The organism is Streptomyces sp. NPDC021019 (assembly GCF_044333295.1).
In the GTDB taxonomy this organism is placed as follows: domain Bacteria; phylum Actinomycetota; class Actinomycetes; order Streptomycetales; family Streptomycetaceae; genus Streptomyces.
In genome coordinates this window covers 93487-119935 of sequence record NZ_JBIRQR010000009.1, presented here as the reverse complement: position 1 = coordinate 119935, position 26449 = coordinate 93487, and the positions used below count along the sequence as shown (strand labels likewise).

Genomic DNA, 26449 nt, shown 5'->3' with positions numbered 1-26449 from the left:
ACCCCCCGTGGGAGTGCGTGTGGAGGGGGTTTCGGGGGTCTGACCTGCGGTGCCTCCCTGACTCCCTGACAGATCATTTGTGCTGGTCAGAGCCAGGGAGGCGGGTCAGGGAGGGGAGCAGGGACTTCTCCCTGCCTCCCTGCCCCTGCGGGGGTCGCCTCCCTGCTACTCGGCAGCGGAAACGGAACCCTCCGTGTCGCGGTTGGCGAGGACCCGGGCAAGACGTTCGCGGCCGACGACCATCCGCCCGTCGGACTTGTAGGGCTCGGCCCCGGTGCCGTCCAGGACCCGCTTCAGGTCGAGGTGCGACCACTCGCCGTAGGCGTCCTCGCTCAGCACGGTGAGGCGCTTGAGGATGTCGGTGGTGAGGACACGGGAGGCGTCTCCCAGGACGGTCATCACGTCCATAAGCGGGTCACGGTCCGGGCCGTTGTCGACGGTGTGGAGGGTGGTGACTCCGTCGCGCAGGGCCTTCGCCCGGTCCGCAATCAGGGCGGCGTCGTCGGTGCTGATGTAGTGCGTGCGCACCGTGAGCGCGGCCTGCCCGGCGGGAATCTTGATCCCGTCCGACGCGACCACGACCGTGCCCTTGTCCAGCCCGGGGCGCAGGAGGTTCGGGGCGGCCCCGCCGTCGACGGCCTTGTCCCCCAGCGCCATGCGGGCCTGGGACTCGGTACCGAGGGCGAGGGAAGCGCGGGTGTGGGCTCCTTCGCGAACCAGCTTGGGGAGGTTCTGGTCGGTGGGGTCCTGGGTGCCCTGGTAGAGCAGCACGTCCACCGCCCTGCCCTGGTTGTGGATCTTCCGGGCGGCCATGAAGTAGCGGGCGGTGGCCTTGGACCCGCCGTAGGGTCGCTTCTCCTTGTCGACGACCGGGCACATGAACGCGACCTGCGCTTCGTCCACGATGCCGATCAGCGGCGTGAAGACAGTGCCCGGGGGTGCCTGGATGCGACGCTCCATCTCCTTGACCAGGTCTTCCAGCATCTCCGTTGCCTCGATGACGTGGTCATCGGTCGGCCCCTGGATCAGCACGGTGGCGAGGCCGTCGAACATGCCCCAGTCCCCGACACCCTTGAGGTCCGCAACCCGGAACTCCACCCGGGGGTCCAGGGCGAGCCACAGGGCGAGGGCGCGCAGGGCGGCGGTCTTGCCCTGGTTGGACAGGCCGGTGATGAGCATGTGCCGCTGGTAGAGGCTGATCAGGGCGGCATCGCCACGCAGGTCCTGGCCCCAGGGAGCGCGGCCCTTGGCGTAGTCGGCGGTCAACGTGGTGTCGGTCAGGAGCGGGGACGGGCCGATCGGCTCGTCCAGCGCGCCACTGTCGGCGATCCACAGCCGCACGGTGCGGGCGGCCTGCGGGATCGTGATGAACACCTCGTGCTCGTGCCGGGACAGGTTCTCCGCGAGCTTCCGCCGGCGCTTCTGCACTTCGTCGGTGGCGACGCCGGAGGGGAGGGTGACGTCGACTTCGACGCCGCATCCGGCGATCCGGATCGGCCCGAGCATCGCCGCCCCCGCGTCCCCCATCTCCTTCACCGCCTGCCGGAGTGGGGCGATGCCCAGGTCCCGCAGGGCGGTGACGACGACGGATGGCGTGATCGGCGCACCCACGTCCGCCGGACGGACAGGCAATACCCACTGTGGTGCGGCCTGCTGGTGGCGGCCCACGCCCCACAAGGCGAGTAAGGCGGCCCACGGTCCGAGGGCGACCAGCGGCCCCCACACGACGGTGATGATGACGACGATCCACCGGATCAGCTCGATCAGGGCGAGGGTGGGAGTGGCGAGGTCGGCGAAGTTCTCGTTGGCGACGGCGAGGATGATCCCGAGCAGGAGCAGGCCACCGGCGGTGATGCCGAGCCCGGCCGCCGCCCCCTTGGCCGCCTTCACCGGCGCCGACAACAGGTCCATTCGCCGCTGGTGACGGGCCGCGCGGAACCGCTGCCCGCGCTCCTCCCACTCCGTGGCGAGGTCGAGGTTCCCCGCGGCTTCCGCCGCCCGCAACATCCGCTCGTACCGGGCCGCGGTACGGCCCTCCCACGCACGCCGGGCCACGATCCGCCCACCGCCCACCACGTACATGCCGTGCCGGACGGTGAACCGGGCGGCGGAACGGGTCCGCTTGTGCGTGGCGACCCTGCGCACCGCACGGCCGGTACGGACGATCCGCGACCCCTGCGGGACGGCCTTGGGCTGCGGGCTGGCCGGTTCGGGAGCCGGGTCCTTGACCAGGGCCACGGGTTCGGCCGGCGGGGTGGGGCGGTGGTCGTCGAGGTGGTGCACGGTCCCCATTCCGGGGACCTGCGCGGCGGGTTCGGTCATGATGAACGTGCCTCTCCTGCTCAGTGGAACGGGTTGGGGTGTGATGGGGGCGGCCGGTTTCCTTGGCCGGGTCCGGCCGCCCCCGCTCAGCTCTGCTCGGCCTTGTGGACGGCCCGCTCGGCGAGCTTCACTCGCTGCTCGGCCTGCTTGCGGGCCTCACGGGCGGCGGGCCTGTCGGCGCGGGGCGCGGTGCGCTCAACGGCCCTTGCGGTGGCGAGGTCCTGGCGGGCGTCGGCCTGCACCTTGTGCAGCGCGGCCAGCTCCTGCCGTCCGCGTTCGGCGGCGGACTGGTCGATGCGCTCGATCTTCCGGCGGATCTCCGGGTCGACGCAGTCCGCGAGCGCCTGCCGGAACCCCTGGCGGAACAGCTTGCTGCGCTCGCGGGACTCGGCTCGGGTGTAGCTGTGCACGGTGACCTCCTGTGGGGTGGGGCCGGACTGTCCGACTCCCCTTGCCGCCCCGACCACGGTCGGGGCGACGCGGGCAGCCGTCAGGCGGGCCGCAGTTCGGAGGTGTGGCACAGGGCGGGGCCGATCAGCAGCCCGATCCTGTTGACGGTCCAACGGCCCTCGGTGAGGGGGCCGGGCGGTACTTCGTCGACGATCCGGCCGGTCCTGCCGGCCGCGCGCGGGTCGTCCTCACACGAGACGATCAGCACCTCTTGCCCTGCCTGGAACATGGCTTCTCCCTTCCGGGTCAGCGGTGCTTGCGGCCGGTCTTGCCGCTGGTGCCGCCGACCGACTTCACGACCGTCACCACGCCCCAGACACCGACGGCGACGAGGAGGACGAGGACGACGAGGTTGGCGGCGATGGCGGTGAGGACGCCGACGAGCAGCGGGCCGAAGTAGACCCCGGCGGCCACGGCCCCGGCGCCCACGCCGGAGCCGAGCGCGAGACGCTGCACCGTCCGGTCCGGCGGGGCCTGATGGACGTGCACCACCTGCGGCACGACGTTGGCGGGCTGGTAGGTGGCGGGGAGGTGGTCGGTGTAGGCGGGGGTGCCGTCCGGGAGGTGCACGACGGACGGGGGCCGGGAGGCGGGCAGGTGGTTCATGGCGAGTCCTTCCGGGGCGGCAGGGTGTCGTGGCAGGGGACGCACATGCCGAGCGAGCGCGGGATGCAGTACCCGGCGTCCGTGCGGCAGTTGGGGCAGGTGCGGCGGGCCCGCATCGCCGCAGCGAGTGCGACGGCGCGGGCGGGGGTCATGGGGCGTACGGGCTTGGCCCGGTCGACGCGGTAGAGGTAGGCGACCAGCGGGGCGCGTCGGCGGCGGGGGCGGTGGAGTTCGGCGACGACGTCCTGACCACCCGGCCGCAGCCCCAGCGCGCGGAGCTGACGGCGAGTCGCCAGACCATCGGGGGCCAGACGCCACCGGTAGACGTCGGCCATCAGGCGACCGCGACGCGCTTCCACGCGCCCCGCAGGCGGACCTCGGATGCGGAGTGGCCGGCGGCGCGGAAGCGGGTGGACATCTCCCGGTAGGACAGGGCCGGGGTCTCGCTGTGCCGGATCTCATCCACCAGCCGGTCCAGCTCCGCATCGGTGAGCGCGGGTGCGGCTTCCAGTGCGGGGACGGGGTTGGTGGGGCCCCAGACGGGGAGTTCCCAGGTGGGTGTGACGCCGGGTGTGACGCGGGTCGTCACGCTGGTCAGGGCCCTGCCGGTGTCCTTTCCGGACCGGGTGCTTTCCAGCGTCGACCAGGCCCGGGAGAGGGTGGTGGCGGTCTGTGCCTGGACGCGTGCGACGCGCGCCCCGGCCTGCGTCACGGCCGTCAGCCGCGTCTCCTCCGTGCCCGCCTCGGCCCGCAGTCGGGCACGGGCGACGGCGGCTTCGTCGCGGGCTTCCTGCTGGATTCCCTGGATCGCCTCAAGGGCGGACCCGGTCAGCGCGGTCCGCTCCCACATTCCGTGGACCAGCCACAGGGCTTTCGCGGCCAGGGGCAGCCAGGCGACCGCGAGCCACGCGCCGGCGCTGCCGTCGGCGGTGACGGCGTGGGCGACCAGGACGCCGGTGGCGACCAGGCCGAAGCCCCAGCCCACGGCCGTGACCGGGGTGGAGTGGTCTCCCTGCGCGGCGAGGCGGCGTTCGTAGGCGAGGGTGGCGAGCCACCCTCCGTCGATGCCGAGACCGACCACCAGGGCGATCAGCCAGGGCATCGAGGTGCCGAGCCACATCACGACCACGGCCAGCGTCAGGACCATGGACACCGCCGTCATCGCGACCGCAGGAAGAACCGTCTTCGCGCCCTTGGCACTCATGACTGCTCCCCCCGCCACGGGAAGGGGTGGGTGTGGTGGGCGGTGCGGAAGATCCGCGCGGCCATCCCGGCGGGTGCGTCGGGCTTGGCGACCGGGCGGGCGCCGTTGATCGAGGCGAGCATGCGGGCGGCGTGGTGCTCGCACCCGTCGGCACCCGCGTTCTCCGCGTCGACGACGGTCACGACGACCGGGCCCCCGCACGGCGTCGAGTCCTCCGGGTGTGCGGCCGGGCACCGCACCGGGGTGCTGGCGGGCGGCGCGTCGACCATCTCGACCAGCTGTGCCACGGTCACCTCAAGGCGGCCGATCATCCGGGCCATGGCGGACACATCCAGCAGGCTCATGGACTGCGCATCCGCCAGGGCCTGCCGGGCAGCGAGAATCCGGCTGCGGTCGTACGCGGTGAGATCGAAGCGGTTCATCAGGCGGCACCCCCCGACAGGCTCACGAGGGCCGAGCGGTTGGCCAGCTCCCGGCGGGCGGCCAGCACCCGTCGGCGGGCCCGGCGGATACGCCGTTCGTCCAGCTCGGTCCGCATGCGGTCGATGGTCATGATCTGCGCGTCCAGCAGGACGACGTCCGCCAGGATGGCGGGCATCTCCGTCTCGATTGCGTCCAGCTCGGCGTTCGACGGCTCACCGTCGAACGGGGTGGCCGTAACAACGGCCTGAAGTGCTGCGATGCTCTTCATGAGTCGTTCTCTCCCTTGAAGGATGTGCGGCTCGACAGCGGCCCCGGTGTTCGAGCACCGGGGCCGCACTGCGTCGTGAAAGGCGTTGGGGTCAGGCGGTGGCGGCGGCGCGGACGAGGTCGTCGGCGGCCTCAATCGCGGCCTCGCGGTAGAAGTCGAGGAGTTCGCGGTTCTCGGTGTTCCGCAGCGCGTACGTCGCGCCGGCCGCGTCCTGGGCGACCCCGGCGAGGTCGGGGGCGAGGATCGCCAGCGTGGTGAGCGGAGCGGTCAGGGCGGAGCGGGTGTTGTGACTGGCCGCGCGGGCGGCCTGGTAGTCGGCGTCCGAAGCGCCGGACAGCCGCAGGTCCTCACGGACCCACATCGACCGGCGGTGATCGGCCAGCGCCACCGTGAGCGCGGTGACGGCCGCGATCCGGTCCCGCCGCGCCTCGTGCCGGCGGACGTCGGCGCGGTCGGTGCGGGCGGTGCGCTGCTGGAGCATGTAGGCGGTGACCGAACCCAGCAGGGTTCCGAGTACCGCGATGACGCTTCCCCACATGGCGAGTCCCTTTCGTTGGATGAAACCGGGTGTCCGGCTCCCCTCAGCCCCGCCCGTACAGCACCGCGTGAAGCGGACTGGACGGGCGGGGGAGGCAACCGGCCGCAGTGGTCATGGGCACTGCGGTTGGTCTGGACGTGCGGGTGTCTCCTTCGGGAACACGAGCTCCCGGGTAGGCGTACGGAGACGTGACCTTTCGGTCTAAGCCCTCCGGTTGACCAGGGGTCCGGGTCCCTCGGCCCGCTCTGTCCCGGGCCCCTACGCCCCGAGCAACCCTGAAGAAGCACAGGAATGCCCGAGTCGCTGTAGCCATTGTCCGTACAATGGCTACAGACAGGATGTTGGCAGAGCGGCCAGCGCACCGCAAGGGCATTGGCCACATTGACTAGACAATGAAGCCGACAAGCGGCTTCCATGGGAGGCATGACAGTGACTCGTCTCGGGCGGAACCCGATGTATCAGCAGATCGCGGACGCGCTGCGGGAGCAGATCACGTCCGGGACACTCGAACCAGATGCGAAGCTTCCGACTGAAGCAGAGCTGCGCGATCAGTACGGCGTGTCACGAGAGACCGTGCGCAAGTCGCTCGCTCTGCTCGTGAACGAGGGGCTCGTCGTATCGGCGCGTCCGCAAGGCCACTTCGTCCGTCGCCGTCGGCCGATGGTGTTCCGCCCCCAAGCGGAGTTCCGGAAGCGGCCGTACTCGCCGGAGATGGACGCTTTCACGACCGAGTACGCGGCTGAGGGACGCGAGCCACGGCAGGAGATCGAGGTGGCCATCGTGGAGCCACCGGAGGAAGTAGCCAAGAGGCTCCGGCTAGAACCGGGCGAGCTGGTCGCAGTGCGGAAGCGCGTGCGCTATCTCGATGGGGAGCCGTTCAACATCAACGACAGCTACTTCCCGCTCGCACTCGTACGAGACTCGGAGATCATGCGCCCGGAGGACATCACTCGCGGCGCCAACCAGGTTCTGGCGGAGCTCGGGTACCGGCAGGAGCGAGCCCTGGACGAGTTGTACGTCCGGATGCCCACCCCTGAACAGGTGCATCGGCTTGACTTGGGTCCCGGAACCCCGGTCGGGATTCATGTCGTCACCGGCCACACGGCCGAGGGGAAGCCCGTGAGAGTCGCAGTGACTGTGCTCCCCGGCGACAGGCACGTGATCTCGTATGAGCGACAGCGCGAAGAGCGGAACGAGGACGCATGAAAGACCTACTCGTCCGCGCCGGCCGTCCTGACGAATTGGACGTGGTGGAAGCTCTGCTGCGCGAGGCATCCGCCTGGCTTGCCTCGCGCAGCATCGACCAATGGCAATACCCGCCGCACCGTGACCGCATCACGGAGGCCCTTGAGCGGGGAGTGTGCTTCCTCGCGTTCGAGGACGGTAAGCCGATCGCGACCATCCAGGTTGACAGCTTTGCGGACCCTGAGTTCTGGACCCCGGAGGATCGGCCAGATGCGGCCCTCTACGTTCACCGCATGGCCGTAACACGCGCGGCTTCCGGCGCGGGCATCGGCAGCCTGCTGCTCGACTGGGCGTCGGAGCGCGCCTCAGCCCAGGGCAAGCGCTGGTTGCGGTTGGACGCTTGGAAGGACAACAGAGGGTTGCACCGGTTCTACACGGGCGCGGGCTTCACGCTCCTCCGCATCGTAAATCTCCCGCACCGCAGATCAGGTGCCCTGTTCCAGCGGTCGACCGAGTTGGTGGCTGACAACAGCATCTGAGCGGGGCCAGTTACAGGATTCTCTACCTCATCGAGCGCGCCCGGCGCCCGGGCATGCGCTCCTGTCTCCGTCCCGCTCCAGCCCGCCGGCTGCGCGCCAGACGGCACGGGTTTGTTGGTGGGAGACACGCGGTACGGTCGACGCGCCCGAGCCCACGAGGCAAGCCCTGCCCACCAAGCATCCGCCCCGTGCGAAGCCACGACGCCGCCCAGCACCACCAACCCAATCCCCCAACGGAGCGCGCCGAGCCACCACGGCCCAAGCACGGGGCCCGAGATCCGACATCACCAGCCGCTCAAAGACATGCCTCTGGCGGGGGCCCTCAGGCTTTGGGATGACTGGGGCCCGAGGGCGGCTGCGGGCCGGTTTGTGGTGGGGGGGAACTGTCATCCCGTCAGCCGTCGCCCCAGGCAGGCCATAGCGGGGCAGGACTGCAGAAGCAGGTTGCTTCCTCAACCCAACAGCAGCCATCGGGATGACCACCTGCCACTGAAGGCAGGGTCTTTACGCAAGGTTCCGTCCCTGGAGCCGTCCCGCTGGCATGATGTCGACATGGCCGAACTGGACTCAAAGCCGAAGTCGATCCAATCTCTCTATGGGTGGTACAGCGAAAACAAGCTATGGGTGAATCGGCGATACCAGCGGAAGCTGGTGTGGACGCTCGAAGAGAAGCAGAAGTTGATCGAATCTGTTCTGAAGGGTTACCCAATTCCGGCCATCTTGTTGGCGGAACAAGATGGCGGCGACTATGAGGTTATCGACGGCCTGCAGCGCCTCCATACCATCATGTCGTTCATTGAAACGGCATTCACGACCATCGATGGCAAGTACTTCGACGTGGAGCGATTCGTCACAGCTAAAACGAGGGCGAGCGAGGAAAACGTCTTTGAGGTATCCCCTGGCGAGGTAATCGCCGCCCGCGAGGTTGGAACAATCCTGGACTATTCGGTTGCCGTTTCAGTGATGCGCGGTGCGACGGACGCAGAGATTGACGACGTCTTCTCTAGGATCAACACGTACGGTCATAGGCTGAGCGATCAGGAGAGGAGGCAGGCAGGCGTAAGAGACACAGTCTCTACATTGGTGCGTGAACTTTCCTGTGAAGTGCGGGGAGATTCGTCCAGTGAAATTCTGAGCCTAGACAAAATGCCCTCCATTAGTATCGACCTCCCGAAAACAAAGCACGGCTACGAGGTGGAAGCCGATACCGTATTTTGGGTGGCACAAGGAATTCTAAGGTCAACAGACCTTCGGGATTCGATGGATGAGCAATGCATTGCAGATATTGCGGCATCTATCATCGGCGGGACCCTACTTGAACGGTCAAAGGCGGCGCTCGACGCGCTCTACGAGAAGGGGACTCCCGAGAACGAGCGGATGATCGATGCGCTCGACAGCTACGGGGCCGAGAAATTCTCCGCAGAGTTTAAATACTGCCTGGACGAGATTCGGGCTGTGTGTGCGGTAGGAGGAGGGCAGCGCAAGCTTCGGGCGATCATCTTCTCGAAAACCACCACAAACGCTTTCCCGGCCGTATTCGCAGTACTCTGCGTCGCATTGCATGAGCTATTCTTTTCGGAGGGCCTGACGATTTCAGACTACGGCGGCACTCAATCGGCGATCGTCGATCTCGACAAAAGAATAGTTACGGGCAAATCTTCGACCTCTACCACCGAGCGTCGAAAAAATGTCGATGCAATCAAGAGCCTCATTCGCCCGCACATGGTCGCCAGCGCGCCGAGAGATATCTACGGAGAGCACACTGCAATCGACGTAGATAATGCGATCAGGCGATCGCAGATCGAAGCGCCTCACTACGAACTAAAGCAAGGGCTTCTCCGTCTCGATCATAAGCGCAACATTGACCCGGACATCTTTGCCAAGATCATCAAAACGATCTGCGCAATTGCCAACAACGGAAAGAATCGCGCAGGGACGATTTTGATCGGCGTCGCCGACAAAGAAGCGGACGCGGAGAGGGTTCGCAAGCTCGATAGCATTGTCCCGCGGAGGGTGCGTGAAGGCCGCTTCGCCGTCGGCGTTCGCAGAGAGGCTGAAGCTCTAGGTGAGACCCAGGAACGCTACTTTGCGCGCTGGAAGGGTGCAATTAGGACGTCGGGCTTGCCACAGGGTCTGAAGGATTCAGTTCTGTCCAGTATCGCTTATGCGGACTACTTTGGACTCGGCGTTGTCGTGATCCGCGTTCCGGAGCAGACTGAGGTTTCCCTCTTGGATGGAAAGATGTACATTCGAGAGGGAGATGAAACGATCGAAGTCGATTCGTCCGATATGGCGCGGGCGCTAGAAGTTGGAAAGCGCTTCATGTGACGGCCATGCCGGCCGAACGGTGCCGTCGGTGGCTCGGCAGTGACTGCTCCTCTTCGCGGCTCGGCAGCCGGGTCACCCTCGCCCGGGCCCTCTCTGGGCCCTCCGAGGGTGACAAGCAACGCCCAACAACGACCAACGACGCCCGCCCGACCGCAGGTCAGGTACGGCGGGCACCCTGCTGACCAGGGCCGGAAAACGGGCCCGCCAGACCCAGGGCAAGAAGAAGTAGCCCACTCTTCTCCGGCTCACCGAGCCCCCTGCTCCGCGGATCATCCGCGAGGCATGGGGCTCGTCGGCGTTCCGGGGTCGACCGGGCGGGCGGACCTCAGGTCGCCGGGGCCGCCGGCTTGCGCCAGACCGAGATGTGCTGGTCCGCGTCCTCGGTGAACGGTGCTCCGTGCCAGTCCGCCACGCGCCGTTCCAGCTCCAGCCCGGCGATGCGGGCCATCAGGTCGAGCTCCGCCGGCCAGGCGTAGCGGTGCCGGGAGTGGGCGCGACGGTAGCGGCCGTCCTCGCCGTCGCGGGTGAAGTGGTGCGAGACGAGGACCTGCTCGACCAGGTCGAAGGTGTCGAAACCGAGATGCCGGTCGGACACGTCGAACGGCACCGCGACCTGGCCCGGTGGCAGGAACCGCAGAGGCGGAACGCCCAGTTCGATGACGAACCGGCCGCCGGGCGCGAGGTGGCGGGCCGCGTTGCGGAAGCACTCGACCTGCTCGTCCTGGGTGAGGAGGTTCGAGATGGTGTTGTAGACCAGGTAGACCAGAGCGAACTCGCCGGGGACGACCGTGGTGGCCATGTCCCCGATGGTCACCGGGAGGGTGTCCGCGTCGGCCTTGCGGCGGAGTACCGCCGCCATCGGTTCGGACAGTTCGATACCCGCCACCGGCACGCCGCGCTCCCGGAGCGGCACGCCCACGCGCCCGGTCCCGATGGCGAACTCCAGGGCCCGGCCGCCTCCGGCGAGTTCGGCGAGGAAGGCGAGGGTCGGTTCGAGGGCGGCGGCCGAGGAGTTCTCGGCCTCCTCGTCGTCGTAGCGGTCGGCGGTCTCTCGGCTCCACAGTTCGCTGCTCGTCACGGGCGACCACTCTGCCGGGAGGCCGGGGGCACTGTCGACGCAATTGCCCGCGGCCCGGCCCGGCGCCCGCGCGCGCTCGGCCGCCTCCCCGGGGGGGGCGCGGGCCAGGAGTGGGACGGCGGCGAGCTCCGAAACGAGCCCTGTGGCAGGGCGTTGCCCGGGATCTCCGCCGCCGCTGCCGCGCTGCCGCACCTCGGTCTTCTGCCGCTCGTGCGGCGTCGCGACCGCCGCTCGGCCGCTGCCGCCGCCGACCCCTGACGCACGCGGTCGGCGAGGCACCGTTGTCAGTACCCCCTGCCACCATGGTCATCATGGCGACCTACCTGCTCTCCGACATCGAACAGGCCCTCCGCAGCAGTTGGAGCGCCGAGACCTGCACCCCGGAGTACCGGGACCGCTGGACCCCGGACAATCCGGCACGGGACCAGTGCGGGGTGACCGCCATGGTGCTCAACGACCTGCTCGGCGGGGAGCTGATCCGGGGCGAGGTCCATGTCGACGGGGTGCGCACCGACTTCCACTGGTGGAACCGCCTGGGCATGGGCGTCGACATCGATCTGACCCGGGAGCAGTTCGGGCCGGAGGAGGTCGTCGTGGGCGGTGACGTCATAGTCAGGCCGCCGGTCAGCGAGTGGCGGCGGCTTCAGGAGGAGTACGCGATCCTCCGCGACCGGGTCGCGGAGAGGCTCGGGCGGGGCTGAGGGCGCCGGCGCCGGCGGCGGCCCGTTCCGCGCCGGTGGCGGACAGCGCGGGCCGCACCACCGTGTACCTGGGGCGCACCCCGATCAGTGCCCGTTCCGTGACCCCGCCGGACCGGCCGAAGTGCCCCTCGTACGCACTACGGTGGGCCCATGCCGTCCGTGTGCTTCCAGGGCAAGGAGATCGAGGAGAGCGATCATGGGTGAGTCTCTGAAGACCTTCGTCGGCGGTGCCGAGGTCGAGGTGCCCAACAGCATCCCGGACATCCGGGCCGCGCTGCCCGACGAGAGACGCGAGGAGTTCGATCTCGCGATCAACGAGGCCGGGGTGCACGAGATTCAGGCCGTCATGCGGCACTGGATGCTGGAGGCCGTCCCCGATCCCGAGGCCGAGAAGATCCTGGACCGGCTGGCGCAGGACGAGGCCGAGAGGCGGAGCGTCGCTTGAGCTTCCGTATCTCCTACGCGCCGCCCGCCGACGACACCCTGGCCAAGATGCGCGGCGGCGAGGCCTTCCGGGACGAGATGGCCCGCACCCTCGGCGAGGAGCCGTACGGCCACGCCTCCTCCGCCGTCAAGAGCGAACGGGACCGGCGTGAGGCGACCGTCTCCGGGGCCATCGTCCTCTACTACGTCTCCCGCTCCGTCCTGACCGTCACCGTGGTCCGCCTCGTTCCCCTGCCCTGATCACCCGAAGGGGCGCGCGGGAAGGGCAGGGGAACGGCGCGGGGCCCGTGCGTCAGGCGAGCTTCTTGTCCTGTGCCGCCACGACCTCCGCCGGCACCTCGAACTTCACGTCACCGCCCGCCGCGGCCAGGTTGAAGGAGAAGAACGTCGCCACGGTGGCTTCCTTGCGCAGCGCCACCAGCTTGAACGGAGCGGTGTCGCCCTCGTCCTCGGAGGTGACCGTCCAGGCCGCGGCCTCGTCGCCGCCGGTGACCTTCTCCTCGGTGATCGAGGCGACCTTCGTCGGCGTGCCCGCGACCGTGGCGGTGAAGCCGCCCGCACAGTCCGCGGCGGCCTTCTTCAGGGCGGCGAACGCGTCCGGACCCGCCGTTCCCTCGTACGAGTGCAGCGCGACGAAGGTGGACGTCAGGTCGAAGGCGTCCTTGAACGCCTCCCCGGCTTCGCCCTCCGCCATGTCCTCCAGCGACTTCTTCTTGCCGTCGGTCTTCGGCTCGTCGATCACCTTGCGCTTCGTGGTGGCCACCGCACCCTTCTGCGCCACACCGAACATGGCGTGGGCGACCGGCAGGCAGCCTTCCTTGTCGACCGTGACGCCGTCCGCCGGAACCTCGTCGGCCGGGCCTGCCTTGGTGACCTTGCGGCCCTGCACGTCGCCCTGGGCGAGGGCGGCCTTCTCCAGCTCGGCGGCGGTCAGCGCCTTGGCCGGGGTCTTCGGGGCCGAACTGCTGCCGCCACCGGCGCCCTTGTCGTCCTTCCCGTCCTTCTTGTCGGAGTCCGACGTGCCACCGCAGGCGGTGGCCAGCAGGGTGAGGGCGGCCGCGGAGGCGACGAGGGCGGTACGGCGTACGGCAGTGGCGCGCATGGTTCTACTTCCTGCAATCTCCGGCTCGGAAGCAACCGCCCTGTTCCCGTAGGGCACTTCGGCTCCGTCTGGGACGGGCCGTCGCAGTGATCCACACTTTACGATCGAACCTGCGAGCGATGACCGGTCCCGTGGCACCCTCCCGTGATCGTGATTCCGCTGTGATCATCCTGTGAACACACTGCATGGCGCCTCCGTACAACCCCGCCGTACCGCCCCACGCACACCCCCCGCCGTACCACGCCCGCCCCGGCCGCCCCTGGCACGAGGTCAGCGGTGCGGCGAGCGCCGACGACGAGCCCCGGCTGCGCGCCGAACTCGGCGACGCCGTCGGCCGGTTGCACTCCGTGACCGGACCCGCCGGGTTCGGCTGCCCCGCGGAGCCGTTCGGGCCGCGCGCCCCCACCTGGCGTACCGCGTTCACCGCGATGACCGAGGCCGTGCTCGCCGACGCCGAGACCTACCGGGCGCGGCTGCCGTACCCCGTCGGCCACATCCGCACGGCGCTGGCGGGCGGGGCCCGCGTGCTGGACGACGTCACCCGGCCGGCCCTCGTCCACTTCGACCTGTGGCCGGGAAACCTGCTGGTCACCGGGGATCCCGGCTCGCGCACCATCGGTGGGATCATCGACGGGGAGCGGATGTTCTGGGGCGACCCGGTGGCCGACTTCGTCTCCCTCGCGCTCTTCGGGGACATCGAGGAGGACCGGGACTTCCTCGACGGGTACGCGCGGTCCACCGGCGGGGCGGTGGAGTTCACGGACGCGCTGCGGGCCCGCTACGCGCTGTACCGGAGCTACCTCTACCTGATCATGCTGGTCGAGACCGTACCCCGCGCGGTCGGGCCGGAAGCCGCGGAGGAGACCTGGGAGTTGGTCGCGCCCCATCTCGTCCACGCCCTGGCCGCCGTCCGTGACGGCGGCGGCTGACAGGCGCGTCCGTCGCGGCGGCGGCCGACCGGCCTCGAGGTGCCGGAAAGAGGGAAGGCGAGGGATGCGCCCGTCAGCTGCCGGACGGACGCCGGGTCAGATGGCTGAACGCGTCCAGATTCCTGGTGGACTCGCCGCGCGACACCCGCCACGCGTACTCCTTGCGGATCGAGCTCGCGAAACCGAGTTCCAGGAGGGTGTTGAACGCCCCGTCCGCCGCTTCGAGCACCACGCCGAGCAGCCGGTCCAACTCCTCGGGGGTGACCACCGACAGCGGCAGTTTGCCGACCAGGTAGACGTCGCCGAGCGAGTCGATCGCGTAACTCACCCCGAACAGGCGGAGGTTGTGCTCCAGCAGCCAGCGATGCACCTCGGCGTCGTTCTCGTCGGGGTGCCGGACGACGAACGCGTTGAGGGAGAGGGCGTGCTTGCCGACGATCAGCGAGCAGGTCGTCGACAGCTTGCGGGTGCCGGGCAGCGTCACGACGTAGTTGCCGCGCCCCGGGCTCTCCCATACGAGCCCGGCGTCGTTCAGCGTCGCCTCGATGACCTGGGCCGCTGCGGTTTCGTCCGGTACGTCAGCCATGCTGCGAGCCTACGACAGGGCGCCGGAACGCACGGGACGGGCTCAGCCGTGGTGGACCTGGGCCCGGCGGCGGTGGTCGCAGAGGGCTGCCGTGTACACGTCGGCGGTCGCCGAGGCCGCCGTGTCCCAGCCGAACGACTGGGCGTGCGCCGCGGCGGCCGCCCCCATCCGCTCGACCAGCGCCGGCGCGTCCGCGAACCGCCCCAGCGCGCGGGCGTACGCCTCCGGCTCGTGCCCCTGCACCAGGAAGCCCCCGACCCCGTCGCGCACCGCCACCGGCAGCCCGCCCACGGCCGCGGCGACCACGGGTGTGCCGGTCGCCTGCGCCTCTATCGCGACCAGTCCGAAGGACTCGCTGTACGACGGCATGACCAGCACCGACGCGGCGCGGAACCAGTCGGCGAGCCGGTCCTGGCCCACCGGCGGGTGGAACCGTACGACGTCGGCGATGCCGAGGCGGGCGGCCAGCTTCTGGAGCCCCTCGGGCTTGGCGAGTCCGCTGCCGCTCGGGCCGCCGACCACCGGCACGAGGATGCGGGACCGCAGGGACGGGTCCCGGTCCAGGAGCACCGCCACGGCACGCAGCAGCACGTCCGGGGCCTTCAGCGGCTGGATGCGGCCGGCGAAGAGCGGGATCAGTGCGTCCTGCGGCAGCCCGAGCCGGGCCCGCGCGGCGGCGCGGCCGTCGGCCGGGCGGAAGCGGTCCAGGTTGACGCCGGGGTGCACGACGGCGACCGCGGCCGGGTCCGCGTCGTAGAAGCGGACGAGCTCGTCGGCCTCCTCTGCGGTGTTGGCGATCAGCCGGTCGGAGGCGTTCACGATCTGGGTCTCGCCGATGACCCGGGCGGTCGGCTCGGGGGTGTCCCCCGCGGCGAGCGCGGCGTTCTTGACCTTGGCCATGGTGTGCATGGCGTGCACGAGCGGGACGCCCCAGCGCTGGGCGGCGAGCCAGCCGACCTGGCCGGAGAGCCAGTAGTGGGAGTGCACGAGATCGTAGTAGCCGGGGCGCTGACCGGCCCAGGCCTGCATGACGCCGTGCGTGAAGGCGCAGAGCTGGGCGGGCAGCTCCTCCTTGGCGAGACCCTCGTACGGGCCGGCGTCGACGTGCCGGACCAGGACGCCGGGTGCCAGCTCGACCGCGGGGGCCAGCGAGCCGGTGGTGGCCCGGGTGAATATCTCGACCTCGATGTTGATCGCGGCCAGGCGCTTGGCCAGTTCGACGATGTAGACGTTCATCCCGCCCGCGTCGCCCGTGCCGGGCTGGTGGAGCGGGGAGGTGTGCACGGAGAGCATCGCGATGCGGCGGGGCTTGCGGGAGGCCCCGGAGAAGCCTCCGGGAAACCTGAGGCGCGCGGCCGTGCGGGTGGAGCCGAGCCGGGAGACGTACTGGCTCACCTCGTCGGTCCTCCTCGATCGGGGCATGCTGACCGGAGGGCACGGGGGTCCTCCGAAGGTCGAGAACAGTGGAATCCCGCCTTTCATTTCCACTTTGCCAAATCATTACGTTGCCGGACGGCGCGTCACGCGGCGACGGCGGGACGCCGGGGCAGCCACCGCGCCCCGCCCCGTCGCCTACGCTCGTCCCATGCGCCAGCGCCCCATCGGCACCGCCACCCGCGGGACCACCAACCCGAACCGGCTGCGCCGCATGGACCGCTGGATCGCCGACGCCCACGGCCCCGCCCTGCGCCGCGCCGGGACGCCGGTCGCCGTCGACCTCGGTTACGGGGCGGCCCCCTGGACCGCGGTCGAGCTGCTGGACCGGCTGCGCACCGCCGAGCCGCGCACCGTGGTGGCGGGCATCGAGATCGACCCGGAGCGGGTCGCCGCCGCGCAGCCGTACGCCCGCGAGGGCCTCACCTTCGTGCACGGCGGCTTCGAGGTCCCGCTGGACGCCCGGCCGCTGCTCATCCGGGCGGCGAACGTGCTGCGCCAGTACGACGAGGACCAGGTCGCCGAGGTCTGGGAGCGGCTGTGCTCCCGCCTCGCCCCGGACGGGCTCCTGGTGGAGGGGACCTGTGACGAGATCGGGCGCCGGCACGTCTGGGTGGCGCTGGGGCCCGAGGGGCCGCGCACGGTCACCTTCGCGACCCGGCTCGGCTCGCTGGAGCGCCCCTCGGACCTGGCGGAACGCCTGCCGAAGGCGTTGATCCACCGCAACGTCCCGGGTGAGCCGGTCCACGCGTTCCTGCGCGACTTCGACCGGGCCTGGGCGACGGCCTCCCCGTACGCCTCGCTCGGCGCGCGGCAGCGCTGGATCGCGGCGGTGCGGGCGGTGTCGGCCGACTGGCCGGCTACGGACGGGGTACGACGGTGGCGGCAGGGCGAGATCACCGTGCGGTGGGACGCCCTGCGCCCCAACAGCCACTGAGGCCTTGCCCGGAAGGGCAGAAATCCTCCGCTCCGGGAACGCCGCGGGGGCACCGTTCGTCCCAGTGAGGGGAGAGGGAACGGGTCAGGTCGCAGGTCACAGCAGGGCGTGTGGCCGGGTGGGCCGGGCGAGCCGGGGGAGAATCGTGACGAAGTAGCCCTGCGGGGGCGGTAGGTGACGCGTCAGGTACCGTCGGCCCCTGTTGCTTTACGGGACGCCATGGCACGATCGCGACGTTGCCGAGACATTACTGACGGTAAATCAGATTGCCTGTTGTCGCCTTCGTCCGGAGGCGGGCCCGGAGTGACAACCCGGAGGGGGAGCTCGTGAACCGACGCCACCGCGCCACTGCCGCCATCACGCTGGTCTGTGCGCTGGCCCTGCTGACGTCCACGGGCCAGGCCGTGGCCGCCCCGGTTCCGGAGCCCTCGCCCTCCCCGTCCGCCGCCGCCGGCTCGCCGCCCCGCTACTCCAACGCGGACCTCGAGAAGGTCCGCGAGCAGATCGACACGCTGTACCGGAAGGCGGGCGCGGCGACGGACGCGTACAACCTCGCCGAGGAGCAGACGAAGAAGCAGTCCGGCGAGATCGTGAAGCTGGCCAAGGCGATCGTCGACGGCCAGGCGCGCATCGCCGCCCTGAAGGACCGGGCCGGGGCCCAGGCCCGCGAGCAGTACCGCAACGGCGGCCTGCCGCCCGGCGCGCAGCTGGCCCTGAGCAACGACCCCAAGCTGTTCCTGGACGGGCTCAACCAGGTCCGCCAGAGCCAGCAGGCGTCCAGGTCGCTCCTGGCCGATCTGACCCGAACGCAGCAGGACCTGGAGACGTACACCCAGGACGCCAGCACCAACTGGGAGAAGCTGGAGACGATCCGGGTCGAGCAGGCCAAGGCCAAGAAGAAGATCAACGCCCGGATCAAGGCGGCGGAGAAGCTCGAATCGCGGCTGGAGAAGAAGGAGCGCGACCGGCTCCGCCAGCTGGAGCGGGACGCCGCGGACAGGGCACAGACCGCCTGGCTCTCCTCCGGCCCCGTCAAGGACGTCAGCGGCGAGGCGAGCGAGGGCGGAGCGGCTGCGGTGGCCTTCGCGACGGCGCAGATAGGCAAGCCGTACGTCTGGGGAGCCGAGGGCCCCGGTTCGTACGACTGCTCGGGGCTGACGTCACAGGCGTGGCTGGCGGCGAAGCGCACCATCCCGCGCACCTCGCAGGAACAGTGGCGGCTGCTGCCGCGTATCGACATCCAGGACATGCGCCCCGGCGACCTGATCATCTACCACGCCGACGCCAGCCACGTCGGGATGTACGTCGGCGACGGCGCGATCGTCCACGCCCCGCGCCCCGGCCGCGACGTCACGCTGGCCGGCGCCGGCTCGATGAAGATCCTCGGCGTGGTCCGCCCGGACAAGTAGGACCGGCCCCGACGCGGGACCGGGGCGGCCCGATCGGGGACACGGCCCTCCCGAGGCCGTGAGCGGGACCGCGTGAGCGGGGCCACACCGCCGCCCGTGGGCGCGTGATGTTTGTCATGCGCGCTTCTGCGCCGTTACGGGCGTCCGTCGCGCCGGATCCGTGGGGGGACGCGGCTTATGGCGGTGCGTGCGGCGGGAGCCGGCCCCGGTGCGCCATTCCGTTCCCCCACCGCGGACCGCTATCGTCCCCGTCTGGCGGATCGTCGATCGTCGACCCGCCGCGCCCTCGGGGGGAGGGAAGGAAACTCGAACCGATGCCCGTACCCGTACCGCAGCAGCGATCCGTTCCCGCTGCGGAGACCTCGCACGGCGACCTCACCCTGCTGGTGATCGAGGACGACCCGGCGGGCACCGCCATCACCGTCCCCGAACTCTCGGCGGCGGCCGGGACCCGGGTCCGTATCCGTACCGCCCGCAACCTCACCGAGGCCGCGCGGTTGCTCACCGACGACGTCGACTGCGTCCTGCTGGACCTGGCGCTGCCCCTCACGGGCGGCGGATCCGGCCCCGGCTCGCCCACCACGGACGCCGGGACGGCAGGCGCCGGCACGTCCGGCCGATCGCTGCCCGAGCTGCCCGAGCCCGTCTCCGCGCGGGCCGACGAGCTGGCGGCCCTCACCCACGTACTGCGCATCGCGCCGCTGCACGCGGTCCTCGCGCTGACCGCGCAGGACGACACGGAGCTGGCGGCCGAGGCGGTCCGGGTCGGGGCGCAGGACTACCTCTTCCGGGGCGAGCTGGACGCGCGCGTCCTGAGCCGCGCCATCCGGTACGCCGTGGAGCGCAAGCGCGCCGACATCGCCCAGCACCAGCTGACCGAGTCCCGGCTGCGCGCCCAGGAGAACGCCCGCCTGGAACGCGGCCTGCTCCCCACCCCGCTGCTGGACGGCTCCGGCCTGAGCTTCGCCGCCCGCTACCGCCCCGGCCGCAGCCGCGCCCTGCTCGGCGGCGACTTCTACGACGTCGTCCGCACCCCGGACGGCACGGTGCACGCGATGATCGGCGACGTCTGCGGACACGGCCCGGACGAGGCGGCGCTCGGCGTCGAGCTCCGGATCGCCTGGCGGGCGCTGACCCTGGCCGGGCTGTGCGGGGACGAGCTGCTCTCCACGCTCCAGCAGGTGCTGGAGCACGAGCGGCAGAGCGAGGAGATCTTCGCGACGCTCTGCACCGTGGACATCGCACCCGACGGGCGACGGGCCGGACTCTGCCTGGCGGGGCATCCCGCACCGCTGCTCGCCCGCCACGGCCTGCCCGCCCGACTGCTCCCGTACGAGGACGGCGGCCCGGCCCTGGGGCTGCTGCCGCGGGCCCGTTGGCCGCGCCGTCAGGTCGAGCTGGGCGGCGCCTGGAGCCTGATGATGTACACGGACGGGCTCATCGAGGGACGCGTGGGCAACGGCGGCAGCGAGCGGCTCGGCCAGGACGGCATGGTCGCGATGGTCAACAGCCGACTGGAACAGGGGCTGGCGGGCGAGGAGCTGCTGGAGGCGGCGGTCGCCGAGGTGCGGGAGATGAACGGCGGCGAGCTGACCGACGACGTGGCGGTCCTGCTGCTGGGCCGCGATCCGGAGCGGATACGACGATGGGGCGGCAGCGCACCGCGCTCCCACCCCGCCTCCGTCGACCGGCCGCCGACCCCGTCCGTGAGGGCGGCGAGGGCTCAGCGCCCGCCGTTGTAGGGACCGTACGGACCGTCACTGCTGGAGCCGCCGCTGCGGCCACCGCCGCCGCCCGAGACCGCCTTGAGCGCGGGACGCACGTCGACCATGAACACGATCGACGCGACCACACCCGCGAGCTGCAGGAAGAGCATCGGGATCAGCAGGTTCACGGCGACGGCGACACCCAGGATCACCAGCCAGAAGGATTTCTTCTTCTTGTCGGCGGCACGGTAGGCGTCCTCACGGGCGGTCGCCGCGAAGACGAACGCGACCACGGCCAGCACCAGCATCGCCAGGTAGAGCAGCTGGAGGAGCGAGCCGAACGCTGAGAGCAACATGGTGTGTACCGCCTAGTGAGTGGATGAGCGCCCTGCGGCCGGAAAGGCCAAGGTACCGGGACAACGAGCCGGCCACCCGTAAAGGTGCCCGCCCCGCGCCCCGGTCACGCGTCCCGCGAACCGCGTACCGGAAGGACCCGTGGGGGTCACTTGCCGGCGGGCGGCGGGGTCTTCCTGGCCGCGGGCTTGCGCGGCGCGGGCGCCTTCTTGGCGGGCGCGGCCTTGGCCTCGGCGGACTCCGCCGGAGCGGCGGGCTTGGTCGCGGTGGGCGCGGCCTTCGTCGCGGCGGGCTTGGCGGGCTTCGCGGCGGGCGCGGCGGGCTTCGCGGCGGGCGCGGCCTTCGGCTTGGGCTCCGCCTCGACGACGGCGGCGATCTCGACGATCTCCTCGGCCGTCTCCCCGCGCCAGGTCCGTACCGTCTGCTCGCCGTGCTCGGCGACCTTCTCGTACGTCTCCCGGGCCTTGATCGCGTACTCGGCGGCCACGCCCACACTGCGGAGCGCCAGGTCCTGAGCGCTCTCGCCCAGCTTCTTCAGGTCGGCGGCGTCGAGCGAACCGAACACCTCGGTGACCTTCGCCTGCACGGTGGCCTGCGCCTCCTTGGCCTGCGTGGTCACCTTCTCCTGCACGGCCTTGGGGTCGGTGTTGCGCACCGCGTCGATCCGCTCGGGCGCCTCGGCCCGCAGCTGCTCGATCAACGCCGGAACCTTGCGCGCCTGCTGCACGGCCAGGTCGGCCGTGCCGGCGGCGAAGTAGAGGGGGGTGGGGTCGGTGAGGGTCTTGCGCAGGTCATCGGTGATGGCCATGACTGTGGTCCTCCCGGATCATCAGAACCAGCTGTTCAGCTGTGAGGGTCTTGGTCTTCGGTGGCGTCCGCACCGGCACCGTCGCCGTTACGGGGCCCGGCATCCTTACGGAGCCCGGCATCGCCGTCCGCGTCGGCGTCCGCGGCGGGGTCGGCGTCCGCTTTCCCGTCCGCACCGGGCCCGGGGACGAATCCGTTCTCGCGGCGGAAGGAGTCGTAGATCTGCAGCAGCACGTTCTTCTGCCGCTCGTTGATCGACGGATCGGCCAGAATGACCGCCCGCGTCTCCAGCTCCTCCCGCTCCCGCTCGTCGAGGATCCCCGCACGTACGTACAGGGTCTCGGCCGAGATCCGCAGCGCCTTGGCGACCTGCTGGAGCACGTCCGCGCTGGGCTTGCGCAGACCGCGCTCGATCTGGCTGAGATACGGGTTCGACACCCCGGTCGCGTCGGCGAGCTGCCGCAGCGAGAGCTGCGCCGCACGGCGCTGCTCCCGCAGGTACTCCCCGAGATTGCCGACGTTGAGTGATGCCATGACCCGATACTGCAACACCCCTGCTAACTTTTGCAAGCACATGCTTGCAAAAGTGTCGCGTGCCACTGCGATGGGCGCCTGTGACGCGCAGCGAGACCTGTCCGTTCCCAGTGCTGGTGAGGGCTCCCGCTGGATCTGCTCGGCGAAGTGATCGCATCACGATCAATCGGCGCGACGAGGTCTCTCGTGGGCTGAGCTACGGACGTCGCGCGACGAAGACGAACTCCTTGCCCGGCCTGTCGGGCGCGTCGCGTACCTCCTCCACCACGTACCCCTGCGCGATCAGCTCCGTCTCGACCTCCTGCCGCTCGCGGAAGCGCAGGGTGGAGTCCGACGTCATTACCTTCCCGTCGGCGACGAACACGTAGGTCCAGCGGAACGTCACCAGCGGCTCGCTCACCTCGATCACTTGGACCCAGCTTTCGACTGGTCCGACATCCGGGATCTCCGTCACCCGATACGAGGCTTCGCGGTTCCACTCCTCCCAGGCGCGTCTGGCTGGGTCCCGGGTCTCGAACACCAGACGGCCACCAGGCTGTAGTGCTTCGTACGCGCCGCGCAGGGTCGCGCGCCATGCCGGCGGATCAAGGATCTGCTGGGCTGCGTTCGCGGTCATGGTCGCCAGGTCGACCCGCATCGGCGGAAGTGTCGTGGCATCGCCACAGATCCAGCGCACTCGCTCGCCGCCCCGCTTGGCTCGGGCCACGTCGACGGACGCTCGAGCGGGATCGACACCCACGACTGCGATCCCGCGTTCAGCCAGCAGGAGCGCGAACACGCCTGTTCCACAGCCGATGTCCAGCACTTGACGTGCCCCGAACTCCTCCGCCATCTGGACGTACGCGTCGAGATCGCCGCGATCGGGGTCGAGTGGGTCATAGATCGCGGCGAGCCGTGGATGTCCAAAACACTCGTCTGTCATGCGGCCAAACGTAGAACCGCTGAGCTCGGACATCCCCTTCCTTCTGCTCGTTCCCGCCGATTCCGCACAGTGGTTCACATGGGGCCCAAGCAGCACTGCGCCAGCCACCTCTGACAGCGTGCGGTCGGCGAACCCGTCGCGGGCGAGCATGAGGACGTCGTTCACGCCGCGGTTCCTGATCTCGGTGAGGGTGCGCATCCAGTGCCCGGCGCCCTCGCCGGTCAGCTACGGGCCCCTGGTCCGGGCCCTGGACGCCAGGAAGTCACGGTGTCCCACTCAGACCGCCGGCTGCTGGTCAGACCCCCAGCGCCTCCGCCATATCTTCTGGGACCGGAGAGCGGGTCCGGGGCCGGCCGGGACGGGACTTCGGGCGGGAGCCGTGTCAGACCCGGGTGGGACACTTCGGCCCATGTCTCTTGCTGATCTCACTCTCGACCAGTGGCGGTCCTTCGAGCTGCCTGCCGCACGTCGCATCGCCCAGGAGGCCGCGCACCGGGTGGATGGCCGGGTGACCGTCGTGGAGACCGTTGAGCATCTCGGTGCTCCGCTGCACCGGGTTCGGATCGAGCGGGACGGGCAGGAGTTCGCCCTGATACCCGGCGGCACGGTGACCCTCGGATTCGATCTCGACAGCTGGCGGCCCACGCCCGGGGAAGCCGCCGACTATGCGGAGAGTCTGGAGCAGGGCTACGGCTGCGGCCCCGATCTGCGAGCCCACCTCGCACAGGTGCTCAGCCCCCGCCGGAGCGTCACCTTGGCCACGGTGCTCATGGCCGTGAAGGACGAGAATCTGACCGAGCTGCCGGCCGCCGTGCCGGCCGCCCTCGCGGCTCGCGGCCTGCGGATGCCGAGCTCCGACGAGTGGGAGCACGGCTGCGGAGCCGGAGCGGACACACTGTTCCGGTGGGGGAACGACTGCCCCCTCGACAGCATCCCCTACGACAACGACACCGGTCCGCATCAGCGACTGAGCGGCTTCGGCCTGCGCATCGCCTACGACACCTACAGCACCGAGCTGACGAGCGACGTCACCGCGGCCCATGGTGGTGACGGTGGCGAGTCGGTGTGCGGAGGGTACGGCTGGGTGCTGGCGTGGCTGCCCCTGGCTACGGCCAACCGCAACCCCTCCATGGCCGAGTTCGCGTACGGCCCGGACGGCGAAGGGCTCTACGAGGACTTCTCCACCCGGCCCGTGCTCACGCTCTGAACCACCTGGGACCGGCCCAAGGTCCACGGCGCGCGCCTTCCCGCCGGCGGACCGGGTGACCGGGGTGCCCCTGGGGCACGCTGGGCAGCGGCCCCGTCGTCTCGCCCCCGGATCTTGCCCCGAAGATCGTTCTGTTGGAGGCTGAAACATGCATACTCAACCGACGTACATTCTTGTCCACGGGGCCTTCGCGAACTCGTTCTCGTTCGCGCCCCTCCAGGCCGAACTCGCCCTGCTCGGGCACCGCTCGGTCGCGGTCGACCTTCCGGGGCACGGGTTCGAGGCGACGTCGCCGGCCTCCTACCAGGCTCCCCAGGACCTGGACGCGCTGGCCACGGAGCCGGGAGGCATCAAGGGAGTCACGCTCGCGGAGAACGCCGCCCGCGTGATCGACGTCCTCGAACGGGCCAAGCGGAACGGCCCCACCGTCCTCGTCGCCCACAGCAGGGGCGGCATCACGACCACCGCCGTCGCCAACGCCCGGCCCGACCTGATCGACCGGATCGTCTACGTCTCCGCCTGGTGCCCCGTCGAGCTGGAGGTGGGCGGCTACTACGCCCAGCCGGAGATGGCCGACGTCGACGCGGGAGCCCTCACCGCCGCACTCGTCGGGAACCCGGCCGAACTCGGGCTGCTGCGCTTCAACTTCCGCACGGCCGACCCGGCAACGCTCACCGCGCTCAAGCAGGCCTTCGCCGCCGACCTCACCGATGACGAGTTCCGGACCTTCCTCAGCACCTTCCAGTGCGACGAGAACCTCGACGCCGGTACGGCCGCCGACCGGGCACAGGCCGCGACCTGGGGCCGGATACCCAGGACCTACGTCCGTCTGGCCGCCGACGCCAGCGTCCCGCCCGCCATGCAGGACCGCATGATCCGCGAGGCCGACGCGCTCACACCCGACAACCCCTTCGACGTCCGGACGCTCGCCGGCAGTCATCTGCGCTGGCTCGTCCACCCGAAGCCCGCCGCCGAGCTGCTCGCCGGCCTCGCAGCCCTCTGACCGCCCGCCCGGCCGAGGAGTGCGGACGCCCCGGACCCCCGGCCGGGCGCGGGAGCCGCCGAGGCCGGGCGGCAGGCGGGGCCCGACCGGAAATGGGCTCACCCATACGCGTGTTGGGCCCCCCTGTGGGCCCGTGGGCCCCTGACCGGGCAGCCGCCCGGCCCTATCGTCTATGCGCATAGATCCTCCTACCCACTGAGGCCGCTGCCCCGGAAACCCACGCGCCCACGCCCCCACGCGCCCTGACGTCCCACGTGCTCGACCCGCTTCGAGGGAGACATGATGTGCCGATCCTGTGCCACCCCCACCGCGCCTACGGAGACACCGGCGGAAGCACCGGTGGACAGAGAGCGCCCGGACCACGGTCTGTCCCGTCGGCGGCTGCTGGCGGGCCTGGGGCTGGGCGCGCTCGCCGTGAACCTGTCGGCCGGGGCCTCCACCGCCGCGGCGGCGACGGCCGCGGCGGCGAAGGACGGAGCGTGGGCCAATCCCGCACTGGGCCGGTTCCCGGCCGGGGGCCACTACGGCGCGCCCCGGGGCGGCGCGTCCCACGCCGGCCAGGACGTCAGCAACTCCACGGGCACCGCCGTCCACGCGGCGGCCGGGGGCACGGTCGTCCGCCGGTCGTGGGGAGGGGGACTGCCGGGCCGGACCGGTAACGCCCTGGTGATCGCGCACGGCAACAACCAGTACACGTACTACGGTCACCTCAGCGCCTACCGGGTCGCGCTCAACGCCAAGGTCTCGGCCGGACAGCGCATCGCCGACATGGGGGCCACCGGCAACGTGACCGGGCCCCACCTGCACTTCGAGACCCACTCGGGACGCCTCGGCACCACGGTGAACCCGGTCGCCTTCCTGGCCGCCCGGGGCGTGGACCTGGCCGGCGGCTGGTCGAGGATCGACCCGGGCGCGCGCGGCGCCACGGTCGTGGTGATCCAGCACCTGATGAACCACCGCGGCCACAAGCTGGCCGCCGACGGGCAGTACGGCTCCGTTTCCGTCGAGGCGGTCAAGCGGTTCCAGCGCTCCAAGGGGCTGGCGGCCGACGGCCAGGTCGGACCGGCCACCTGGCCCGTACTCGTGTACACGCTGCGGCAGGGGGCGAACGGGTCCCACGTCCGCGCCCTGCAGACCGCGCTGAACAGACGCGGTGCCCGACTGGCGGTCGACGGCGGGTTCGGTTCCGTCACCACGAGCGCCGTACGCGCCTACCAGAGCGGCAACCGCCTGGTGGCCGACGGCGAGGCGGGCCCGGTGACCTGGCGGGCGCTGACCGGCTGACCGCCGCCGAGTGTGGGACACACGGTGACGCGTGATGTCCCGCGGGCCGCTCGCGAGGGCGGCAGTGGTCGGCCATGAACGGTCCGGCGGCCGTTTATGGTCGACCACGTCCCTCCGCACCCGGCGCACCCCCACCACAACCCACCGCA

At 70.5% G+C, this 26449-nt stretch carries 29 protein-coding genes and 1 pseudogene; 13 read left to right on the top strand and 17 right to left on the bottom strand.

Annotation, left to right across the window (positions count from 1 at the left end):
• Window positions 1-165: 165 nt before the first annotated feature.
• The 9 genes from ACH4RG_RS33285 to ACH4RG_RS33245 all read right to left on the bottom strand — a co-directional run bounded on the left by ACH4RG_RS33285 (window position 166) and on the right by ACH4RG_RS33245 (window position 5811).
• Complete coding sequence (locus tag ACH4RG_RS33285) at window positions 166-2322, bottom strand: FtsK/SpoIIIE domain-containing protein (protein ID WP_398540691.1); 2157 nt, start codon at window positions 2320-2322, stop codon at window positions 166-168.
• 86 nt (window positions 2323-2408) lie between these two features.
• Window positions 2409-2732, bottom strand: coding sequence for a hypothetical protein (locus ACH4RG_RS33280; RefSeq protein ID WP_398540690.1), 324 nt, complete (start codon window positions 2730-2732; stop codon window positions 2409-2411).
• Between the two features lie 80 nt (window positions 2733-2812).
• The gene (locus tag ACH4RG_RS33275) at window positions 2813-3001 is read right to left on the bottom strand and encodes a hypothetical protein (RefSeq protein WP_398540689.1); all 189 of its coding nucleotides are present in this window, start codon (window positions 2999-3001) and stop codon (window positions 2813-2815) included.
• Window positions 3002-3018: 17 nt separating this feature from the next.
• Window positions 3019-3378, bottom strand: coding sequence for a DUF6251 family protein (locus ACH4RG_RS33270; RefSeq protein WP_398540688.1), 360 nt, complete (start codon window positions 3376-3378; stop codon window positions 3019-3021).
• Window positions 3375-3713 carry an RRQRL motif-containing zinc-binding protein gene (locus ACH4RG_RS33265; protein ID WP_398540687.1) on the bottom strand — a complete coding sequence of 113 codons (339 nt, stop codon included), beginning with the start codon at window positions 3711-3713 and terminating at the stop codon, window positions 3375-3377. The genes ACH4RG_RS33270 and ACH4RG_RS33265 overlap by 4 nt, the downstream gene beginning before the upstream one ends.
• Window positions 3713-4582 carry a protein spdB gene (locus ACH4RG_RS33260; RefSeq protein WP_398540686.1) on the bottom strand — a complete coding sequence of 290 codons (870 nt, stop codon included), beginning with the start codon at window positions 4580-4582 and terminating at the stop codon, window positions 3713-3715. The genes ACH4RG_RS33265 and ACH4RG_RS33260 overlap by 1 nt, the downstream gene beginning before the upstream one ends.
• Complete coding sequence (locus ACH4RG_RS33255) at window positions 4579-5004, bottom strand: hypothetical protein (RefSeq protein ID WP_398540685.1); 426 nt, start codon at window positions 5002-5004, stop codon at window positions 4579-4581. Before ACH4RG_RS33255 ends, ACH4RG_RS33260 begins: the two co-directional genes overlap by 4 nt.
• Complete coding sequence (locus ACH4RG_RS33250) at window positions 5004-5273, bottom strand: DUF6284 family protein (protein WP_398540684.1); 270 nt, start codon at window positions 5271-5273, stop codon at window positions 5004-5006. Before ACH4RG_RS33250 ends, ACH4RG_RS33255 begins: the two co-directional genes overlap by 1 nt.
• Before the next feature lie 91 nt (window positions 5274-5364).
• A complete protein-coding gene (locus ACH4RG_RS33245; protein WP_398540683.1) occupies window positions 5365-5811 on the bottom strand; it encodes a protein kilB in 447 nt (148 codons plus the stop codon).
• A 423-nt stretch (window positions 5812-6234) separates the two neighbouring features.
• Here ACH4RG_RS33245 and ACH4RG_RS33240 point away from each other — a divergent pair, with 423 nt between their 5' ends.
• The 3 genes from ACH4RG_RS33240 to ACH4RG_RS33230 all read left to right on the top strand — a co-directional run bounded on the left by ACH4RG_RS33240 (window position 6235) and on the right by ACH4RG_RS33230 (window position 9863).
• Window positions 6235-7017 carry a GntR family transcriptional regulator gene (locus ACH4RG_RS33240; RefSeq protein WP_398540682.1) on the top strand — a complete coding sequence of 261 codons (783 nt, stop codon included), beginning with the start codon at window positions 6235-6237 and terminating at the stop codon, window positions 7015-7017.
• Window positions 7014-7535 carry a GNAT family N-acetyltransferase gene (locus ACH4RG_RS33235; RefSeq protein WP_398540681.1) on the top strand — a complete coding sequence of 174 codons (522 nt, stop codon included), beginning with the start codon at window positions 7014-7016 and terminating at the stop codon, window positions 7533-7535. The genes ACH4RG_RS33240 and ACH4RG_RS33235 overlap by 4 nt, the downstream gene beginning before the upstream one ends.
• Window positions 7536-8087: 552 nt before the next feature.
• A complete protein-coding gene (locus ACH4RG_RS33230) occupies window positions 8088-9863 on the top strand; it encodes a DUF262 domain-containing protein (protein WP_398540680.1) in 1776 nt (591 codons plus the stop codon).
• Window positions 9864-10188: 325 nt separating this feature from the next.
• Here the strand turns inward: ACH4RG_RS33230 and ACH4RG_RS33225 are convergent, their stop codons facing one another.
• Window positions 10189-10941 (bottom strand): class I SAM-dependent DNA methyltransferase, encoded by a 753-nt coding sequence (locus tag ACH4RG_RS33225; protein ID WP_397931215.1) that lies wholly within the window; start codon window positions 10939-10941, stop codon window positions 10189-10191.
• Between the two features lie 311 nt (window positions 10942-11252).
• Here ACH4RG_RS33225 and ACH4RG_RS33220 point away from each other — a divergent pair, with 311 nt between their 5' ends.
• The 3 genes from ACH4RG_RS33220 (at window position 11253) to ACH4RG_RS33210 (ending at window position 12326) form a co-directional block, all read left to right on the top strand.
• Complete coding sequence (locus ACH4RG_RS33220; protein ID WP_397925017.1) at window positions 11253-11642, top strand: hypothetical protein; 390 nt, start codon at window positions 11253-11255, stop codon at window positions 11640-11642.
• Window positions 11643-11838: 196 nt separating this feature from the next.
• The gene (locus ACH4RG_RS33215) at window positions 11839-12087 is read left to right on the top strand and encodes a hypothetical protein (RefSeq protein WP_003968171.1); all 249 of its coding nucleotides are present in this window, start codon (window positions 11839-11841) and stop codon (window positions 12085-12087) included.
• Window positions 12084-12326, top strand: coding sequence for a hypothetical protein (locus ACH4RG_RS33210; protein ID WP_018959818.1), 243 nt, complete (start codon window positions 12084-12086; stop codon window positions 12324-12326). The genes ACH4RG_RS33215 and ACH4RG_RS33210 overlap by 4 nt, the downstream gene beginning before the upstream one ends.
• A 52-nt stretch (window positions 12327-12378) precedes the next feature.
• On the opposite strand, the gene ACH4RG_RS33205 is transcribed toward ACH4RG_RS33210, so the two are convergent.
• Entirely contained in the window at window positions 12379-13188 is an 810-nt protein-coding gene (locus ACH4RG_RS33205) for a hypothetical protein (RefSeq protein WP_397925013.1), read from the bottom strand.
• Window positions 13189-13427: 239 nt separating this feature from the next.
• Here ACH4RG_RS33205 and ACH4RG_RS33200 point away from each other — a divergent pair.
• Window positions 13428-14117: pseudogene (locus ACH4RG_RS33200) on the top strand (phosphotransferase family protein); the annotation flags it as partial.
• A 73-nt stretch (window positions 14118-14190) separates the two neighbouring features.
• Here the strand turns inward: ACH4RG_RS33200 and ACH4RG_RS33195 are convergent.
• Window positions 14191-14703 carry a YbjN domain-containing protein gene (locus ACH4RG_RS33195; RefSeq protein ID WP_397925011.1) on the bottom strand — a complete coding sequence of 171 codons (513 nt, stop codon included), beginning with the start codon at window positions 14701-14703 and terminating at the stop codon, window positions 14191-14193.
• A gap of 42 nt (window positions 14704-14745) precedes the next feature.
• The gene (mshA, locus tag ACH4RG_RS33190) at window positions 14746-16098 is read right to left on the bottom strand and encodes a D-inositol-3-phosphate glycosyltransferase (protein ID WP_397925009.1); all 1353 of its coding nucleotides are present in this window, start codon (window positions 16096-16098) and stop codon (window positions 14746-14748) included.
• 190 nt (window positions 16099-16288) lie between these two features.
• On the opposite strand from mshA, the gene ACH4RG_RS33185 reads away from it, so the two are divergent.
• From ACH4RG_RS33185 to ACH4RG_RS33175, 3 genes are all read left to right on the top strand, one after another.
• The gene (locus tag ACH4RG_RS33185; RefSeq protein ID WP_397925007.1) at window positions 16289-17074 is read left to right on the top strand and encodes a class I SAM-dependent methyltransferase; all 786 of its coding nucleotides are present in this window, start codon (window positions 16289-16291) and stop codon (window positions 17072-17074) included.
• Window positions 17075-17400: 326 nt separating this feature from the next.
• On the top strand, window positions 17401-18483 hold the full coding sequence (locus tag ACH4RG_RS33180; RefSeq protein ID WP_397925005.1) for an NlpC/P60 family protein: 1083 nt from the start codon (window positions 17401-17403) through the stop codon (window positions 18481-18483).
• Window positions 18484-18797: 314 nt separating this feature from the next.
• Entirely contained in the window at window positions 18798-20225 is a 1428-nt protein-coding gene (locus ACH4RG_RS33175) for a PP2C family protein-serine/threonine phosphatase (protein WP_398540679.1), read from the top strand.
• Here the strand turns inward: ACH4RG_RS33175 and ACH4RG_RS33170 are convergent.
• The 4 genes from ACH4RG_RS33170 to ACH4RG_RS33155 all read right to left on the bottom strand — a co-directional run bounded on the left by ACH4RG_RS33170 (window position 20207) and on the right by ACH4RG_RS33155 (window position 22806).
• Entirely contained in the window at window positions 20207-20545 is a 339-nt protein-coding gene (locus tag ACH4RG_RS33170; RefSeq protein ID WP_018959825.1) for a DUF2516 family protein, read from the bottom strand. The two genes, ACH4RG_RS33175 and ACH4RG_RS33170, sit on opposite strands and share 19 nt — an antisense overlap.
• Window positions 20546-20691: 146 nt before the next feature.
• The gene (locus ACH4RG_RS33165; protein ID WP_397925001.1) at window positions 20692-21351 is read right to left on the bottom strand and encodes a hypothetical protein; all 660 of its coding nucleotides are present in this window, start codon (window positions 21349-21351) and stop codon (window positions 20692-20694) included.
• A 35-nt stretch (window positions 21352-21386) separates the two neighbouring features.
• Window positions 21387-21884, bottom strand: a complete 498-nt coding sequence (locus tag ACH4RG_RS33160) for a helix-turn-helix domain-containing protein (protein WP_397924999.1) — start codon at window positions 21882-21884, stop codon at window positions 21387-21389.
• Between the two features lie 196 nt (window positions 21885-22080).
• Window positions 22081-22806 carry a class I SAM-dependent methyltransferase gene (locus tag ACH4RG_RS33155; protein ID WP_397931356.1) on the bottom strand — a complete coding sequence of 242 codons (726 nt, stop codon included), beginning with the start codon at window positions 22804-22806 and terminating at the stop codon, window positions 22081-22083.
• A 409-nt stretch (window positions 22807-23215) separates the two neighbouring features.
• Between ACH4RG_RS33155 and ACH4RG_RS33150 the strand changes: the two genes are divergently transcribed.
• From ACH4RG_RS33150 to ACH4RG_RS33140, 3 genes are all read left to right on the top strand, one after another.
• Window positions 23216-24013: a hypothetical protein gene (locus ACH4RG_RS33150; protein WP_397924997.1), complete on the top strand. Its 798-nt coding sequence runs from the start codon at window positions 23216-23218 to the stop codon at window positions 24011-24013.
• Window positions 24014-24161: 148 nt separating this feature from the next.
• A complete protein-coding gene (locus tag ACH4RG_RS33145) occupies window positions 24162-25016 on the top strand; it encodes an alpha/beta fold hydrolase (protein WP_397924995.1) in 855 nt (284 codons plus the stop codon).
• 282 nt (window positions 25017-25298) lie between these two features.
• Window positions 25299-26300 (top strand): peptidoglycan-binding protein, encoded by a 1002-nt coding sequence (locus ACH4RG_RS33140; RefSeq protein ID WP_398540715.1) that lies wholly within the window; start codon window positions 25299-25301, stop codon window positions 26298-26300.
• Window positions 26301-26449: the final 149 nt, after the last annotated feature.